The sequence below is a fragment of the Streptomyces spongiicola genome (assembly GCF_003122365.1).
Classification (GTDB): domain Bacteria; phylum Actinomycetota; class Actinomycetes; order Streptomycetales; family Streptomycetaceae; genus Streptomyces; species Streptomyces spongiicola.
The window spans coordinates 252,145-268,789 of record NZ_CP029254.1 but is presented as its reverse complement, the minus strand read 5'-3'; the positions used below and the strand labels follow the sequence as shown (position 1 = coordinate 268,789).

Annotated in this window: 13 protein-coding genes; 10 read left to right on the top strand and 3 right to left on the bottom strand. The window is 72.0% G+C overall.

Translation table 11 applies throughout. The features are described 5' to 3' along the window. Window positions 1-8 precede the first annotated feature (8 nt). From ruvB to DDQ41_RS01065, 6 genes are all read left to right on the top strand, one after another. Window positions 9-1,085 carry a Holliday junction branch migration DNA helicase RuvB gene (ruvB, locus tag DDQ41_RS01090; protein WP_109292748.1) on the top strand — a complete coding sequence of 359 codons (1,077 nt, stop codon included), beginning with the start codon at window positions 9-11 and terminating at the stop codon, window positions 1,083-1,085. Window positions 1,086-1,249: 164 nt separating this feature from the next. Beyond that, a complete protein-coding gene (gene yajC / locus DDQ41_RS01085; RefSeq protein ID WP_109292747.1) occupies window positions 1,250-1,735 on the top strand; it encodes a preprotein translocase subunit YajC in 486 nt (161 codons plus the stop codon). Window positions 1,736-1,882: 147 nt separating this feature from the next. Then, complete coding sequence (gene secD, locus DDQ41_RS01080) at window positions 1,883-3,661, top strand: protein translocase subunit SecD (RefSeq protein ID WP_172607818.1); 1,779 nt, start codon at window positions 1,883-1,885, stop codon at window positions 3,659-3,661. 1 nt (window position 3,662) lies between these two features. Next, window positions 3,663-4,778: a protein translocase subunit SecF gene (secF, locus tag DDQ41_RS01075; RefSeq protein WP_109292746.1), complete on the top strand. Its 1,116-nt coding sequence runs from the start codon at window positions 3,663-3,665 to the stop codon at window positions 4,776-4,778. After that, window positions 4,775-5,317 (top strand): adenine phosphoribosyltransferase, encoded by a 543-nt coding sequence (locus tag DDQ41_RS01070; RefSeq protein ID WP_109292745.1) that lies wholly within the window; start codon window positions 4,775-4,777, stop codon window positions 5,315-5,317. Before secF ends, DDQ41_RS01070 begins: the two co-directional genes overlap by 4 nt. A 201-nt stretch (window positions 5,318-5,518) precedes the next feature. Further along, complete coding sequence (locus tag DDQ41_RS01065) at window positions 5,519-8,011, top strand: RelA/SpoT family protein (protein ID WP_109292744.1); 2,493 nt, start codon at window positions 5,519-5,521, stop codon at window positions 8,009-8,011. A 781-nt stretch (window positions 8,012-8,792) separates the two neighbouring features. Here the strand turns inward: DDQ41_RS01065 and DDQ41_RS01060 are convergent. Next, entirely contained in the window at window positions 8,793-10,022 is a 1,230-nt protein-coding gene (locus DDQ41_RS01060; protein WP_109292743.1) for a DUF349 domain-containing protein, read from the bottom strand. Window positions 10,023-10,196: 174 nt separating this feature from the next. Further along, window positions 10,197-10,979 (bottom strand): peptidylprolyl isomerase, encoded by a 783-nt coding sequence (locus DDQ41_RS01055; RefSeq protein ID WP_109292742.1) that lies wholly within the window; start codon window positions 10,977-10,979, stop codon window positions 10,197-10,199. Between the two features lie 151 nt (window positions 10,980-11,130). Between DDQ41_RS01055 and DDQ41_RS01050 the strand changes: the two genes are divergently transcribed. The 4 genes from DDQ41_RS01050 (at window position 11,131) to DDQ41_RS01035 (ending at window position 15,638) form a co-directional block, all read left to right on the top strand. Continuing rightward, a complete protein-coding gene (locus DDQ41_RS01050; protein ID WP_109292741.1) occupies window positions 11,131-11,862 on the top strand; it encodes an MBL fold metallo-hydrolase in 732 nt (243 codons plus the stop codon). A gap of 11 nt (window positions 11,863-11,873) precedes the next feature. Beyond that, on the top strand, window positions 11,874-13,136 hold the full coding sequence (gene hisS / locus DDQ41_RS01045) for a histidine--tRNA ligase (RefSeq protein ID WP_109292740.1): 1,263 nt from the start codon (window positions 11,874-11,876) through the stop codon (window positions 13,134-13,136). 360 nt (window positions 13,137-13,496) lie between these two features. Further along, window positions 13,497-14,144, top strand: a complete 648-nt coding sequence (locus DDQ41_RS01040; RefSeq protein ID WP_172607817.1) for a vitamin K epoxide reductase family protein — start codon at window positions 13,497-13,499, stop codon at window positions 14,142-14,144. A gap of 129 nt (window positions 14,145-14,273) precedes the next feature. Further along, window positions 14,274-15,638, top strand: coding sequence for a replication-associated recombination protein A (locus tag DDQ41_RS01035; RefSeq protein WP_109292738.1), 1,365 nt, complete (start codon window positions 14,274-14,276; stop codon window positions 15,636-15,638). Between the two features lie 97 nt (window positions 15,639-15,735). Here DDQ41_RS01035 and DDQ41_RS32840 read toward each other — a convergent pair whose 3' ends face one another. Beyond that, window positions 15,736-16,326 carry a DUF2470 domain-containing protein gene (locus DDQ41_RS32840; RefSeq protein ID WP_109292737.1) on the bottom strand — a complete coding sequence of 197 codons (591 nt, stop codon included), beginning with the start codon at window positions 16,324-16,326 and terminating at the stop codon, window positions 15,736-15,738. Window positions 16,327-16,645: the final 319 nt, after the last annotated feature.

The window sequence follows — 16,645 nt, the reverse complement described above, 5'->3', positions numbered from 1 at the left end:
AATCCACTGTGAACCGGGACAACACCGCACCGACGACCGACGACGCCGACGGCAGGCTCGTCGCGGCCTCCGCCGACGGCGAGGACCAGGCCGTGGAGGCGGCCCTGCGGCCGAAGTCGCTGGACGAGTTCGTCGGCCAGGAGCGCGTACGGGAACAGCTCGACCTCGTCCTGAAGGCGGCCCTCGCCCGCGGTGCCACCGCCGACCACGTCCTGCTCTCCGGCTCGCCCGGGCTCGGCAAGACCACCCTCTCCATGATCATCGCGGCCGAGATGGGCGCCCCGATCAGGATCACCAGCGGCCCGGCCATCCAGCATGCGGGGGACCTCGCCGCCATCCTGTCCTCCCTCCAGGAGGGCGAGGTGCTGTTCCTCGACGAGATCCACCGGATGTCGCGGCCCGCCGAGGAGATGCTCTACATGGCGATGGAGGACTTCCGCGTCGACGTGATCGTCGGCAAGGGGCCCGGCGCCACCGCGATCCCGCTGGAGCTGCCCCCGTTCACCCTGGTCGGTGCCACCACCCGGGCCGGGCTGCTGCCTCCCCCGCTGCGCGACCGCTTCGGCTTCACAGGGCACATGGAGTTCTACGAGCCGTCCGAGCTGGAACGCGTCATCCACCGCTCCGCCCAGCTTCTCGACGTGGCGATCGACACGGACGGTGCCGCGGAGATCGCGGGCCGCTCCCGCGGCACGCCCCGTATCGCCAACCGGCTGCTGCGCCGCGTCCGGGACTACGCGCAGGTCAAGGCGGACGGCCGGATCACCCGGGAGATCGCGGTGGCGGCTCTCGGCGTGTACGAGGTGGACGGCCGCGGCCTCGACCGGCTCGACCGCGCCGTGCTCCAGGCCCTCCTCAAGCTCTTCGCCGGCGGCCCGGTCGGCCTGTCGACCCTGGCCGTGGCCGTCGGGGAGGAGCGGGAGACCGTCGAGGAGGTCGCCGAGCCCTTCCTCGTCCGGGAGGGTCTGCTGGCGCGTACCCCGCGCGGCCGGGTGGCCACTCCGGCGGCATGGGCGCATCTCGGCCTGGTGCCGCCCCGGCAGGGTTCCGGCGGCGCTGGACAACCGGGTCTGTTCGGGACGTGACGGCGCGGAGGGTCGCCCGGGCGGGAACCGGGGTGCGATGCTGGGCGTTGTTCCATCGACGTGGACTCGCTTAGACTCCGCCGATGCCGCCCGTGATGGTCGGCGTACCCACCCCCGTAGACCAGGCCGCTCCTCACCGCGGTCGTGCGAAGGAATTCCGTCCCGTGGATATCGTGACCCTCCTCCCGTTCATCGTCCTCATCGGGGCCATGTTCCTGATGACCCGCTCCGCCAAGAAGAAGCAGCAGGCGGCGGCGAACATGAGGAACCAGATGCAGCCCGGTACCGGCGTCCGGACGATCGGCGGCCTCTACGCCACCGTCAAGGAGGTCAACGACGACACGGTGCTCCTCGAGGCCGCGCCCGGCGTCCACCTCGTGTTCGCCAAGAACGCCATCGGGGCCGTCCTGGAGGACGCCGAGTACAACCGGATCGTCCACGGCGACGAGGACGGCGACCTCAAGGGCGACACGCCGATCGTGCCGGACGACGCCTCCTCGCTGACGGGGCCGGGTGCCGCCGCCGACCCCGCTGGCGATGCCGGGATCGACCTCGGCAAGAAGGACGCGGCGGACGACGCCGAGCCGACGCCGGGGGCCGAGGGCGCCAAGAGCGACGACAAGAGCGGCGGCGACACCGACGCGAAGTAGCCGCGACCGGGGACCGCGGCGCGCCCGGCGGCGCGCGCGGTCCCCGGCGTGTGCCCACTTCTTCCGCGGGGGCAGGTCCCCACAACACATCGTGGCCGACCCGTCGCACACCCGGCGCGGGGCGGTTGGACAGGGAGAAACGACAAGGTGGCAGCACCGAAGAAGGGCCGGAAGGCGCCGGGGGGCCAGGGGAGGCCGGGGCGTACCCTCGCGCTGATGCTGGTCGTCATGGCCGCGCTCGTCGGCGGGATGTTCTGGTCGGGGGAGACCACGCCGCGACTCGGTATCGACCTCGCGGGCGGCACGACGATCACCCTCAAGGCCGAGGCGGAGCCCGGCAAGGAGGGCGCGGTCAACGAGACCAACATGAACACGGCGGTCGGCATCATCGAGCGCCGGGTCAACGGTCTGGGTGTCTCCGAGGCCGAGGTCCAGACCCAGGGCCGAGAGAACATCATCGTCAACATCCCCAAGGGGACGAACTCGGAGCAGGCCCAGAAGCAGGTGGGTACGACCGCCCGGCTGTACTTCCGCCCCGTGCTCAACGTGCTGCCCGCCGGTCCGGCGACGCCCGAGCCCTCCGGAAGCCCGAGCGCCTCGCCCTCCGGAAGCCCCGGCGCCTCGCCCTCCGGCGAGCCCGGCGAGCAGGCCGCCGACGGCGGGGAGAAGGCCACGGCGCCGAGCGCCAGCCCGACCACGCAGGGCCGGGCCGTCACGGACGCGCTGAAGGCGCCCTCTCCCACACCGAGCGGTGCCGCCTCCGGGCAGCCGGAGAGCACCCAGAGCCCGGCCCCGGTGCCCACGCCGAGCGGTGCCGCGACCGACTCCGCGCTGGAGCGGCAGTTCGCCGCGCTGAACTGCCTCGACCCGAAGGCACGTGCCAACGCCGGCAAGGACGCCCAGCCCGAGCAGCCCACCGTCGCCTGCGGCAAGAACAGCATCGGCGGGTGGGAGAAGTACCTGCTCGGCCCGGCCGAGGTCGACGGCAGGGACGTCGACGACGCCAAGGGCGTGCTGGATCCGCAGCGCGGCATCTGGATCGTGCAGATGGACTTCACCAGCGCCGGCGCGAAGAAGTTCGCGAAGATCACCGGCAAGCTGTCGCAGCAGCCGTCGCCGCTGAACCAGTTCGCGATCGTGCTGGACGGCGAGGTGGTGTCCGCTCCGCAGGTCAACCAGACCCTCAGCGCCAACGCCGAGATCTCCGGCAACTTCGACCAGCAGTCGGCGCAGGACCTCGGCAACATCCTGTCCTACGGTGCGCTGCCGCTGAGCTTCAACGTCGAGACCGTCACGACCGTCACGCCCGCGCTGGGCGGCGAGCAGCTCAAGGCCGGTCTCATCGCGGGCGCCATCGGCCTCGCGCTCGTCGTGATCTACCTGGTGGTCTACTACCGCGGACTGTCCGTCGTCGCCCTGCTCAGCCTGCTGGTGTCGGGAGTCCTGACGTACTCGCTGATGTCCCTGCTGGGCCCGGCCATCGGCTTCGCGCTGAACCTGCCGGCCGTCTGCGGCGCCATCGTCGCCATCGGCATCACGGCCGACTCGTTCATCGTGTACTTCGAGCGCATCCGGGACGAGATCCGGGAGGGCCGCACCCTGCGCCCCGCCGTGGAGCGCGCCTGGCCGCGCGCCCGCCGCACGATCCTGGTCTCCGACTTCGTGTCGTTCCTGGCCGCCGCGGTGCTGTTCGTCGTGACCGTGGGCAAGGTCCAGGGCTTCGCGTTCACGCTCGGTCTGACCACCCTGCTCGACGTCGTCGTGGTGTTCTTCTTCACCAAGCCGCTGATGACCATCCTCGCCCGCACGAAGTTCTTCGCGAGCGGACACCCCTGGTCCGGGCTGGACCCGAAGCGCCTCGGCGCCAAGCCGCCGCTGCGCCGCTCGCGCCGTGTCTCCGCCCCCGTCGACCCGAAGGAGGCGTGAGATGTCGCGTCTCGGCAACCTTGGCGCCAGGCTCTACCGCGGTGAGGTCGGCTACGACTTCGTCGGCAAGCGGAAGCTCTGGTACGGAATCTCGATCCTGATCACCATCACGGCCATCGTCGGCCTGGCGGTGCGGGGTCTCAACATGGGCATCGAGTTCAAGGGCGGTGCCGTCTTCACCACCCCGAAGACGAGCGTGTCCGTCTCGCAGGCCCAGGAGTACGCCCAGGAGGCCACCGGCCACCCGGCGATCGTCCAGAAGCTCGGCAACGACACCCTGCGCATCCAGGTCAGCGAGCTGGACACCGCGGAGGCCAACCAGGTGGGCAGGCAGCTCGCCGAGGACATGGACATCCCGGCGGGCAAGATCAACGCCGAGCTGGTCGGCCCGAGCTGGGGCGCGCAGATCGCCAACAAGGCCTGGACCGGTCTCGGCGTGTTCATGATCCTCGTGGTGATCTATCTCGCCATCGCCTTCGAGTGGCGCATGGCGGTGGCCGCCCTCGTGGCGCTGATCCACGACATCACGATCACGGTCGGCGTCTACGCGCTCGTCGGCTTCGAGGTCACGCCGGGCACGGTGATCGGCCTGCTCACGATCCTCGGCTACTCGCTGTACGACACGGTGGTGGTCTTCGACAGCCTCAAGGAGGGCACGAAGGACATCACCAAGCAGACCCGCTGGACGTACGGCGAGATCGCCAACCGGTCGATCAACAGCACCCTGGTCCGCTCCATCAACACCACGGTCGTGGCGCTCCTGCCGGTCGCCGGCCTGCTGTTCATCGGCGGCGGCTTCCTGGGCGCGGGCATGCTCAACGACATCTCGCTCTCGCTGTTCGTCGGCCTCGCCGCCGGCGCCTACTCGTCGATCTTCATCGCCACTCCGCTGGTCGCCGACCTGAAGGAGCGTGAGCCCGCGATCAGGGCGCTGAAGAAGCGGGTCCTGGCCAAGCGCGAGGCGGCCGCCGCCAGGGGCGATTCCGCCGAGGACGGTGACCTCGAGCACCACGGCGAGCCACGGGACGCCGCGCCGGGCGAGGCGACGGCGGCCGGGGCGGTCGTCGGCCAGCGCGGCCGCGGCCGAGGCCGGCCCTCCTCGGGCAGGCGCCGATGACCGCGGACGTCCGGCAGCTCCTCCTCAGCCGCATCCGGGACGTCTCCGACTACCCGAAGCCGGGCGTGATGTTCAAGGACATCACCCCGCTGCTCGCGGACCCGGCGGCCTTCACGGCGCTCACCGGCGCTCTCGCGGGCCTGTGCGCGGAGCACGGTGCGACGAAGGTCGTCGGCCTGGAGGCACGGGGCTTCATCCTCGCCGCCCCGGTCGCGGTCCGCGCCGGCCTCGGCTTCATCCCCGTGCGCAAGGCGGGCAAGCTCCCCGGAGCGACGCTGTCGCAGGCGTACGAGCTGGAGTACGGCACGGCCGAGGTCGAGATCCACGCCGAGGACCTCGGCCGCGACGACCGGGTCATGGTGATCGACGACGTCCTCGCCACCGGCGGCACCGCCGAGGCGTCGCTGGGTCTGATCCGCCGCGCCGGCGCCGAGGTCGCGGGTGTCGCGATCCTCATGGAGCTGGGGTTCCTCGGCGGGCGGGCCCGTCTGGGGCCCGCGTTGGACGGCGCCCCGCTGGAGGCGCTGCTCACGGTCTGACCATCTCGCCGGCGCCTCGCCGCGGCCGCACCGGCGCTGCGGCGGGCACGGCAGCGGGCACGGGAACGGGCATCCGGGAACACCGGGTGCCCGTTCCGCGTTGCGGACAGTCCCCGTCCCGGGGGGAGGCGAACGCCGGGGGTCGATACCATGGCCTTTCCGGGCCTGACCGGGGGACCCGGATCCGCACGAGGAGCGCACTTGCCAGACGAGGCCCGTCCCGCCACCGCGCAGCCCGGCCAGCAGGCCGACAAGGCTGTGACGGCCGCCGCCGCGTCCGAGAAGGCGCCCGTGGAGCGCCCCGCGGGCGCACGGGGAAGTGCGCGCGGCCCGGCCCCCGTGCCCGTCACGGCCCCCAAGCCCGCGCCACCCGCCTCCGCGCCCGCGCGCTCCGGTGGCTCCTCCAACCGCGTCCGCGCCCGGCTGGCCCGGCTCGGCGTCCAGCGCTCCAGCCCTTACAACCCGGTCCTCGAACCGCTGCTCCGGATCGTCCGCGGCAACGACCCGAAGACCGAGACCGCGACCCTGCGCCAGATCGAGCGCGCCTACCAGGTCGCCGAGCGCTGGCACCGCGGCCAGAAGCGCAAGAGCGGCGACCCGTACATCACGCACCCGCTCGCCGTCACCACGATCCTCGCCGAACTCGGCATGGACCCCGCCACGCTGATGGCCGGGCTGCTGCACGACACCGTGGAGGACACCGAGTACGGGCTGGACACCCTGCGCCGGGACTTCGGAGACCAGGTCGCCCTGCTGGTCGACGGCGTCACCAAGCTGGACAAGGTCAAGTTCGGCGAGGCGGCCCAGGCCGAGACCGTGCGCAAGATGGTCGTCGCCATGGCCAAGGACCCGCGCGTCCTGGTCATCAAGCTCGCCGACCGCCTGCACAACATGCGCACGATGCGCTACCTCAAGCGCGAGAAGCAGGAGAAGAAGGCCCGCGAGACCCTGGAGATCTACGCCCCGCTGGCCCATCGGCTGGGCATGAACACCATCAAGTGGGAGCTCGAGGACCTCGCCTTCGCGATCCTCTACCCGAAGATGTACGACGAGATCGTCCGCCTCGTCGCCGAGCGCGCCCCCAAGCGCGACGAGTACCTGGCGATAGTGACGGACGAGGTGCAGTCCGACCTGCGCGCCGCCCGCATCAAGGCCACCGTCACCGGCCGGCCGAAGCACTACTACAGCGTCTACCAGAAGATGATCGTCCGCGGCCGGGACTTCGCGGAGATCTACGACCTGGTGGGCATCCGCGTCCTCGTCGACACCGTCCGCGACTGCTACGCGGCGCTCGGCACGGTCCACGCCCGCTGGAACCCCGTTCCGGGGCGGTTCAAGGACTACATCGCGATGCCGAAGTTCAACATGTACCAGTCGCTGCACACGACGGTCATCGGGCCCAGCGGCAAGCCGGTCGAACTCCAGATCCGCACGTTCGACATGCACCGCCGCGCCGAGTACGGCATCGCCGCCCACTGGAAGTACAAGCAGGAGGCGGTCGCCGGCGCGTCCAAGATCCGCACCGATGTCCCCAGGGGCTCGGGCAAGGACAAGGACGCCGTCAACGACATGGCGTGGCTGCGGCAGCTGCTGGACTGGCAGAAGGAGACCGAGGACCCGGGCGAGTTCCTGGAGTCCCTGCGCTTCGACCTCTCCCGCAACGAGGTCTTCGTGTTCACGCCGAAGGGCGACGTGATAGCGCTCCCCGCGGGCGCCACACCCGTCGACTTCGCGTACGCCGTCCACACCGAGGTCGGCCACCGCACGATAGGCGCGCGGGTCAACGGCCGCCTGGTACCGCTCGAGTCGACACTGGACAACGGCGACCTGGTCGAGGTCTTCACGTCCAAGGCGACCGGCGCGGGCCCCTCGCGCGACTGGCTGGGCTTCGTCAAGTCCCCCCGTGCCAGGAACAAGATCCGTGCCTGGTTCTCCAAGGAACGCCGCGACGAGGCGATCGAGCAGGGCAAGGACGCCATCGTGCGGGCGATGCGCAAGCAGAACCTGCCGATCCAGCGCATCCTCACCGGTGACTCGCTGGTCACCCTCGCGCACGAGATGCGCTACCCCGACATCTCGTCGCTGTACGCGGCGATCGGCGAGGGGCACGTCGCCGCACAGGGCGTCGTGCAGAAGCTCGTCCAGGCGCTCGGCGGCGAGGAGGCGGCCAGCGAGGACATCGCCGAGTCCGCGCCGCCGTCCCGCAGCCGCGGCCGCAAGCGCCGCGCCAACGCCGATCCGGGTGTGGTCGTCAAGGGCGTCGACGACGTCTGGGTGAAGCTCGCCCGCTGCTGCACGCCCGTGCCCGGAGACCCGATCATCGGGTTCGTCACCCGCGGCAGCGGTGTGTCGGTGCACCGGGCGGACTGCGTCAACGTGGACTCGCTGTCGCAACAACCCGAACGCATGCTCGACGTCGAATGGGCGCCCACGCAGTCCTCGGTGTTCCTCGTCGCCATCCAGGTCGAGGCGCTGGACCGCTCCAGGCTGCTGTCGGACGTCACCCGCGTCCTGTCCGACCAGCACGTCAACATCCTCTCGGCGGCCGTCCAGACATCCCGTGACCGGGTGGCCACCTCGCGCTTCACCTTCGAGATGGGCGACCCCAAGCATCTGGGACACGTCCTGAAGGCGGTCCGCGGAGTCGAGGGCGTCTACGACGTCTACCGGGTGACGTCGGCACGGCGTCCTTAGCGACCCGGCCCCCCCCGGGGCCCTCCGCGGCCCGGCGGCGGCCGAGGGCCCTCCGCTCCGGGCGGGAGACGGGGCGGGCAGGGCCCGCACTCGTTGTACGGGCAGGGCCCGCACCCCTCGGCGCGGGTCCCGTGTGCTCGCGCATGCGGGAGCGACACTCGTCCACGCCGGCTGGAGGCTCTTCGACCCCGCGTGCGCTCGCGTATGCGGGAGCCACGGCGTGGCCATGCGTACCCGGGACGGCCCCCGCGGACCCCTGCGCGCAGCCGGCCCGGCGGCCGAGCGCCCCCAAGCCGCGGGGGAGGCGGGACGCGTCGGGACGCGTGCGGACCCGTCGGGACGCGAAACCCCACGGGGGCACCCGACGGGTCCGCACGCCTCGGCGGCCCCGGGATCGAGTCCCGCCGGGTGGTGTAGGGGATCAGGACGGCGGAAGCCGCAGGTCGGAGACGGTGACTCGGCCGGATTGGATGTTCAACCCGTTTCAGCGGGACGCTTCGTGGGTTGCCGTCCCCACGGAGATCGCCATGGGCCTCGAACCGGAACGTGGAGCACTTGATCACCTACACCACATCGCGGGGCACGACCCCCGTCGGCCCCGGCGGCGCCCACGGGTGCGGAAAAGGCCCGCCCGGCGGACGGCACGGGTGCGGAAGCCCGCCTCTGAGCACGGGACGGGCCCGGCGGCATCTGCCGCCGGGCCCGTCCCGTGCTCGTGTCCGCTCGTGTCAGCGGTGTCAGCGGTGTCAGCGTGTTGTCCGCTGGTGCCCGTCTCCGGGTGTCAGCCGCCGAACTCCTCCAGGCCCTTCAGGGCCTGGTCGAGCAGCGCCTGCCGTCCCTCGAGCTCACGCGAGAGCTTGTCGGCCTTGGCGTTGTTGCCGGCCGCCCGGGCCGCGTCGATCTGGGCACGCAGCTTGTCGACCGCCGCCTGGAGCTGACCCGTCAGGCCCTCGGCGCGCGCCCGGGCCTCGGGGTTGGTGCGCCGCCACTCGGTCTCCTCGGCCTCCTGGATCGCCCGCTCCACCGCGTGCATCCGGCCCTCGACCCGCGGCCGGGCGTCACGCGGGACGTGGCCGATCGCCTCCCAGCGCTCGTTGACGGACCGGAAGGCGGCTCGCGCGCCCTTCAGATCCGTCACCGGCACCAGCTTCTCCGCCTCGACCGCCAGCTCCTCCTTGAGCTTCAGGTTCTCGGACTGCTCGGCGTCCCGCTCCGCGAACACCCCGCTGCGGGCGGCGAAGAAGACGTCCTGGGCCCCGCGGAAGCGGTTCCACAGGTCCTCCTCGTGCTCGCGCTGCGCGCGGCCCGCGGCCTTCCACTCCGCCATCAGCTCGCGGTAGCGCGCGGCCGTGGGACCCCAGTCGGTCGAACCGGACAGCGACTCGGCCTCGGCGACCAGCCGCTCCTTCGCCTGCCGGGCCACCTCCCGCTGCGCGTCCAGCGCGGCGAAGTGCGACTTGCGGCGCTTGGAGAACGCCGACCGCGCGTGCGAGAAGCGGTGCCACAGCTCGTCGTCGGACTTCCGGTCGAGCCGCGGCAGGCCCTTCCAGGTGTCCACCAGTGCCCGGAGCCGCTCGCCGGCCGCCCGCCACTGCTCGCTCTGCGCCAGCTCCTCCGCCTCGGCGACCAGCGCCTCCTTGGCGTGCCGCGCCTCGTCGGTCTGCTTCGCCTTACGGGCCTTGCGCTCCTCACGACGAGCCTCGACCGAGGCCACGAGCGCGTCCAGCCGCCTGCCCAGCGCCTCGAGGTCGCCGACCGCGTGGTGCTCGTCGATCTGCCCGCGGATGTGGTCGATCGCCGCCGTCGCGTCCTTCGCCGACAGATCGGTGGTCTTCACCCGCTTCTCGAGGAGGCCGATCTCGACAACCAAGCCCTCGTACTTGCGCTCGAAGTAGGCGAGTGCCTCCTCGGGAGAGCCCGCCTGCCACGATCCGACGACCTTCTCGCCCTCGGATGTCCGCACGTACACGGTGCCCGTCTCGTCGACGCGGCCCCACGGGTCGCTGCTCACAGCGCCTCCTCCACATGATGCCCCGAGGGGCTCGGGCCCCCGGGCATCGTCCACAGTGTCCTGGACGGGCATCGCCCGCCCTCCCGCAACACGGACCCGGTCCGCGCTGCACAACGCCAATCTAGGCGACCGGCCGCCCGGCTGTCCGCACTCGGCGCCGCCGAATTCGCCCGGTCACCCCTTGCTGACCGCCGCCTTCTTCACCGAGACGGACTTCGCGGGGGCGCCGTCTCCGGCCCCGCCCGCGACACCGGCCGCCCCGACGGCCTTCACCACGGACAGACCCGCCTCGTCGATCGTGCCGAACGGCGTGTACGACGGCGGCAGCTTGGTGTCCTTGTAGACGAGGAAGAACTGGCTGCCGCCGCTGTCCGGCTGGCCCGTGTTCGCCATGGCCACCGTGCCCGCCGGATACGTGACCTTGCCGTCCGCCGCCGGCTTGCCGAGCGCCGTGAGGTTCTCGTCCGGGATCGTGTAGCCCGGGCCGCCCGTGCCGTCGCCCTGGGGATCGCCGCACTGCAGTACGAAGATGCCCTCCGTGGTCAGCCGGTGGCACGTGGTGCCGTCGAAGAAGCCCTTGTCCGCGAGGTACTTGAAGGAGTTGACCGTGCGCGGCGTCTTCGCGGCGTCCATGGTGAACGCGACGGCGCCCTGGCTGGTGTCCATCGACATCCGGTACGTGGCCCCGGCGTCGATGGCCATCTTCGGCTCCGGCGCACCGCTCTCGCTCTCCGCGGGCGCCGGGTCGGTCCGCTGGGAGGCGTCGTCCCGTGAGCCGCCGTCCGCCAGGCCCACCGAGAGGTACGCGGCGCCGCCCGCCGCGACCACGACCGCGAGGCCGGCCGCGATGACGGCGTTGCGGCGCCTGGCCTTCCTGCGGGCCTCCTGACGGCGCTGCTGCTGCCGCTCGAACTTCTTCCTGGCGAGCTGGCGCCGTCGCTGATCGCTGCTGACCACCGGGTCTTCTCCTTGGCGATGTCGTGATCGAGGGGCACGGGTGTGCCCGTACCGTATACGGGTTGGCTGTGAAATGAGCAGCGCCGGTAGGCTCTGACCTGTTGCAATCCGTGAAGTGACATTCCCGTCGGACGACACATCGAGGACGATCGTGCTTATTGCCGGGTTCCCCGCAGGGGCCTGGGGGACCAACTGCTACCTGGTCGCCCCGGCCGCAGGCGAGGAGTGCGTGATCATCGACCCGGGCCACCAGGCCGCCGAGGGAGTCGAGGAGACGCTCAGAAAGCATCGGCTCAAGCCCGTCGCCGTGATACTCACCCACGGCCACATCGACCACGTCGCCTCGGTGGTCCCGGTCTGCGGAGCCCACGGCGTACCCGCCTGGATCCACCCCGCCGACCGGTACATGATGAGCGACCCGGAGAAGGCCCTCGGCCGCTCCATCGGGATGCCGCTGATGGGCGAGCTGACCGTGGGGGAGCCGGACGACGTCCACGAGCTCACCGACGGCGCCGCGCTGGAGCTCGCGGGGCTGGAACTGCTCGTACGGCACGCGCCCGGCCATACCAGGGGGTCGGTGACCTTCGGTCTGCCCGAGGCCGCGGTCAACTCACACGACGAGGGTCGGCCGCCGGTCTTCTTCTCGGGCGATCTGCTCTTCGCCGGCTCCATCGGACGCACCGACCTGCCCGGCGGTGACATGGGCGAGATGCTCGAATCGCTGGCGCGGGTGTGCCTGCCGCTCGACGACTCGACCGTGGTGCTGTCCGGCCACGGCCCCCAGACGACCATCGGCCGCGAGCGTGCCGCCAACCCGTATCTGCGGGAGGTGGCCGCCGGCCAGGGAGAGGGCGGAACCGCCGCTCCCCGACGAGGAATGTGACGAGACCTTCCGTGACCATCTTCCAGGCCCCCAAGGGCACGTACGACCTGATCCCGCCCGACTCCGCGAAGTACCTGGCCGTGCGCGAGGCGATCGCCGCGCCGCTGCGGAACTCGGGGTACGGCTACGTCGAGACGCCCGGCTTCGAGAACGTGGAGCTGTTCGCCCGCGGTGTCGGCGAGTCCACCGACATCGTGACCAAGGAGATGTACGCCTTCGAGACCAAGGGCGGCGACCGGCTGGCCCTGCGGCCGGAGGGCACCGCTTCCGTGCTGCGCGCGGCGCTGGAGGCCAATCTGCACAAGTCCGGCAACCTGCCGGTGAAGCTCTGGTACTCGGGCTCGTACTACCGCTACGAACGCCCGCAGAAGGGCCGCTACCGGCACTTCTCCCAGGTCGGCGCCGAGGCGATCGGCGCCGAGGACCCGGCGCTCGACACCGAGCTGATCGTCCTCGCCGACCAGGCGTACCGCTCGCTCGGCCTGAGCGGGTTCCGGATCCTGCTGAACTCGCTCGGCGACAGGGAGTGCCGTCCCGTCTACCGGGAAGCGCTGCAGGGCTTCCTGCGCGGACTCGACCTGGACGAGGACACCCGCCGCCGGGTCGACATCAACCCGCTGCGGGTCCTGGACGACAAGCGCGAGTCCGTCCGGAAGCAACTGGTGGGCGCGCCGCTGCTGCGCGACCACCTGTGCGACGCCTGCAAGGCGTACCACGAGGAGGTGCGCGAGCTGCTCACGGCCGCCTCGGTGCCCTTCGAGGACGACGAGAGGCTGGTGCGCGGGCTGGACTACTACACGCGCACGACGTTCGAGTTCGTCCATGACGGACTGGGCTCGCAGTCCGCGGTGGGCGGGGGAGGCCGCTACGACGGGCTGTCCGAGATGATCGGCGGCCCCGCGCTGCCGTCGGTCGGCTGGGCGCTCGGCGTGGACCGCACGGTCCTGGCGCTGGAGGCCGAGGGCATCGCGCTCGAACTGCCCGCGTCCACCAGTGTGTTCGCGGTGCCGCTCGGCGAGGAGGCGCGGCGCGCGCTCTTCGCCGTGGTCACCGGGCTGCGCAGGGCAGGGGTCGCCGCCGACTTCTCCTACGGCGGCAAGGGCCTCAAGGGAGCCATGAAGAGCGCCAACCGCAGCGGCGCCAGATACGCGCTGGTGGCGGGCGAGCGGGATCTCGCGGACGGCGTGCTCCAGCTCAAGGACATGGAGTCCGGCGAGCAGGCACCGGTCGCCCTCGACTCGGCGGTGGAGGAGATCCGCGCGAGACTCGCCTGACGGTGAGGCCGGGACGTGGGGACGCCGCCGGCGGGTCGGCCCCTCGCCTGACCGCCGTCTCGACCGTCCTGCTCGGGATTCGCCGGTCGCCGGTCGCCGGTCGCCGGTCGTCGGTCGCCGGCCGACTGGCGCTACCGCGTACGCGGCCGTCCTGCGTACGCGGCCGTCCCGGGCACGCGGCCGGCCGGGACGTGCGTCCCCGGGCCCGGGCTTCGCGGCCGGCCGGCCCGGCCGGGCCTTCGCGTTCCGGTACCCGGGCCGGCCGGAACCGGCCCCCTGTGAGCATCGAGCCTTGGACGGGGGCCCGAGTGCGGCAGAATGACCATGCCAGAGCAGCGACCGAGCGATGGAAGCGGCGATATGACGACTGCAGCGGTGGACGACGTGTCCTCCGGCCGGAAAGCGGAGCGTGAGGGCGGTGCCGTCGGCGGCAGCCGTGCGTTCGCATGGCTGCTGGTGATCACCGGTGCGGCCGGTCTGCTGGCCGCGTGGATCATCACGATCGACAAGTTCAGGATCCTCGAGGCGAAGGTCGCCGGGACGACCTTCACTCCCGGTTGCAGCCTCAACCCGATCGTCTCCTGCGGCAGCGTGATGGAGAGCGAGCAGGCCTCGGTGTTCGGGTTCCCGAACCCGATGCTCGGCCTCGCCGCCTACGCCGTGGTGATCGGCGTGGGCATGAGCCTCCTCGCCGGCGCCCGCTTCCGCCGCTGGTACTGGCTCACGTTCAACGCGGGGACGCTCTTCGGCGTCGCCTTCTGCACCTGGCTCCAGTACCAGTCGCTCTACAGCATCAACGCCCTGTGCCTGTGGTGCTGTCTGGCCTGGGTCGCCACGATCTTCATGTTCTGGTACGTGACGTCGCACAACGTCCGCAGCGGACTGCTGCCCGCCCCGGTCTGGCTGAAGGGCTTCCTCGCCGAGTTCACCTGGGTCCTGCCGGTGCTGCACACCGGCGTCATCGGCATGCTGATCCTGACCCGCTGGTGGGACTTCTGGCTCGGCTGATCCGGTGGCACGCGGCCGGACGGTGCGCGCGGTCCGGTCTCCCCGCCGGCCGGACGGTGCGCGGTCCGGTCTCCCCGCCGGCCGGTACCCCGGCGGGCGATGTCGGTGCCCTCGCCTAGGCTTCACCACGTGGAGCCCGATCTTTTCACCGCCGCGGCAGAGGAACGCCAGGAGAAGGACCCGTCCGCGAGCCCGCTGGCGGTCCGCATGCGCCCGCGCACCCTCGACGAGGTGGTGGGCCAGCAGCATCTGCTCAAACCGGGGTCCCCGCTGCGCCGACTCGTCGGCGAGGGCTCCGGCGGGCCCGCCGGAGCCTCCTCGGTGATCCTCTGGGGCCCGCCCGGCACGGGCAAGACCACCCTGGCCCACGTCGTCTCCAAGGCGACGAACAAGCGCTTCGTGGAGCTCTCCGCGATCACCGCGGGAGTCAAGGAGGTCCGGGCCGTCATCGACGGGGCCCGCCGGGCCGCGGGCGGCTTCGGCAGGGAGACCGTCCTCTTCCTCGACGAGATCCACCGCTTCAGCAAGGCCCAGCAGGACTCCCTGCTGCCCGCCGTCGAGAACCGCTGGGTGACGCTGATCGCCGCGACGACCGAGAACCCGTACTTCTCGGTGATCTCCCCGCTGCTCTCCCGTTCCCTGCTGCTCACGCTCGAACCGCTCACCGACGACGACGTGCGGGGACTGCTGCGCCGGGCGCTGACCGAGGAGCGCGGCCTCGGCGGCGCCGTGACGCTGCCGGGCGACTCCGAGGAGCATCTGCTGCGGATCGCCGGGGGAGACGCCAGACGCGCCCTGACCGCACTGGAGGCCGCGGCGGGCGCCGCACTCGCCAAGGGCGAGGCGGCGATCCTCCTCCAGACCGTGGAGGAGACGGTCAACCGGGCGGCGGTGAAGTACGACCGGGAGGGCGACCAGCACTACGACGTGGCGAGCGCACTCATCAAGTCCATCCGCGGCTCCGACGTGGATGCCGCTCTGCACTACCTGGCGCGCATGATCGAGGCCGGGGAGGACCCGCGGTTCATCGCCCGGCGGCTGATGATCTCGGCCAGTGAGGACATCGGGCTCGCCGATCCGGCGGCGCTGCCGACCGCCGTCGCGGCCGCCCAGGCCGTGGCCCTGATCGGCTTCCCGGAGGCCGCGCTCACCCTGAGCCACGCCACCATCGCGCTGGCCCTGGCGCCGAAGTCCAACGCCGCCACGACGGCGATCGGTGCCGCCCTGGCGGACGTGCGGGGCGGACTGGCCGGACCGGTCCCGAGTCATCTGCGGGACGGCCACTACAGGGGAGCGGCGAAGCTCGGCCACGCCGAGGGCTATGTGTATCCGCACGACGTCCCGGGCGCGATCGCCCCGCAGCAGTACGCGCCGGACGCCGTCCACGGCAGGCGCTACTACGAGCCGACCCGGTACGGCGCCGAGGCGCGGTACGCGGACGTGGTCGAGAGGGTGCGCGAGCGGCTGCGCGGTGACACCCCGCCGGGCTGCTGACCCGTGCCGCTGCGCGGCACCCCGCCGGGTCGCCGGCCCGGCCTTCCCGGCGGGCCGCCCGGCTCCCACCCCGCGGCCGCGCAGCGGAGGGCACCGGTCAATCCCCGGCCGCCGCGAACAGGGTGTGCATCGCGTACCGCAGCTCCGCGGTGCTGCCGACGGGCTCGGGGAAGTCGAGGCGGGCGTCGAACGCATGGCCTCCCCCGGTGGTGCAGCGCAGCCGCAGTCCGAAGCGGTCGAGGGCCAGCGGCACCACGTCCCGCACCGCGGTGCCGGCGCAGCCGCCGCGCTCCCCGAGGAGGCCGGCCAGCCCGCGCACCCGGTCGCCGTGTGCCGAATGCAGATGCTGGAGCAGCTCCGCCTCGTGCCGCGCCACGGGGTCGGGCTCGGCCGCCCCGAGGGCCGCGGGCGTGACGCAGCCCGTACCCCACAGGTCGTCCACCGAGACCGCGCCGGTCTCCAGCCGGACGAGCATCCAGGCGGCAGGGTCCGTCTCGGCGTTCCCCGGCGAGTGCCCCGTTGAGTGCTCTGGCGAGTGCCCCGGCGAATGCTCCGGGTGCCGCTCGGCGAGCAGCCGCTCGCAGCGCGCACGGTCGCCGTCGCGCACGGTGGCGAGCCGGCCGGCCAGCCGGGCCCGGCCCCTGATCCGCTGCCGTACCGCGACGGGGGCGACATCGGTGATCTCCATCACGCAGCCCAGGCCGCCGCCCCTGGCGCCGGCGACCGCCCGTGCCGTGGGAGAATCCCGTGCGACAAGGAGAACGACATCCCCCTCGGGAGTGACGGTGCGTGCGGCGGGTTCCCAGGACCCGGGACCGTGGTCGCGAGCACCCGGCAGAGTGAGGGATACTGAGGCGTTGTTCTCAACGAGGGTTCGTACGCGCTCGGCTCCGGTGGGCTGCCGGGCGCCTTCCCTGGGACGCGGCTGACCTTGTTCATCGTCGTCGCAAGCGGACACCGATTCCGTCGAGTCGTCCGAACTGCGATGCGCACTGGGCAGGGGGATC

Bases quoted from the DNA above. Each gene is read 5' to 3' on its own strand.
- DDQ41_RS01040 (WP_172607817.1), top strand. From the start codon at position 13,497: ATGACGACTGCAGCGGTGGACGACGTGTCCTCCGGCCGGAAAGCGGAG.
- DDQ41_RS32840 (WP_109292737.1), bottom strand. From the start codon at position 16,326: ATGGAGATCACCGATGTCGCCCCCGTCGCGGTACGGCAGCGGATCAGG.
- secF (WP_109292746.1), top strand. From the start codon at position 3,663: ATGTCGCGTCTCGGCAACCTTGGCGCCAGGCTCTACCGCGGTGAGGTC.
- DDQ41_RS01070 (WP_109292745.1), top strand. From the start codon at position 4,775: ATGACCGCGGACGTCCGGCAGCTCCTCCTCAGCCGCATCCGGGACGTC.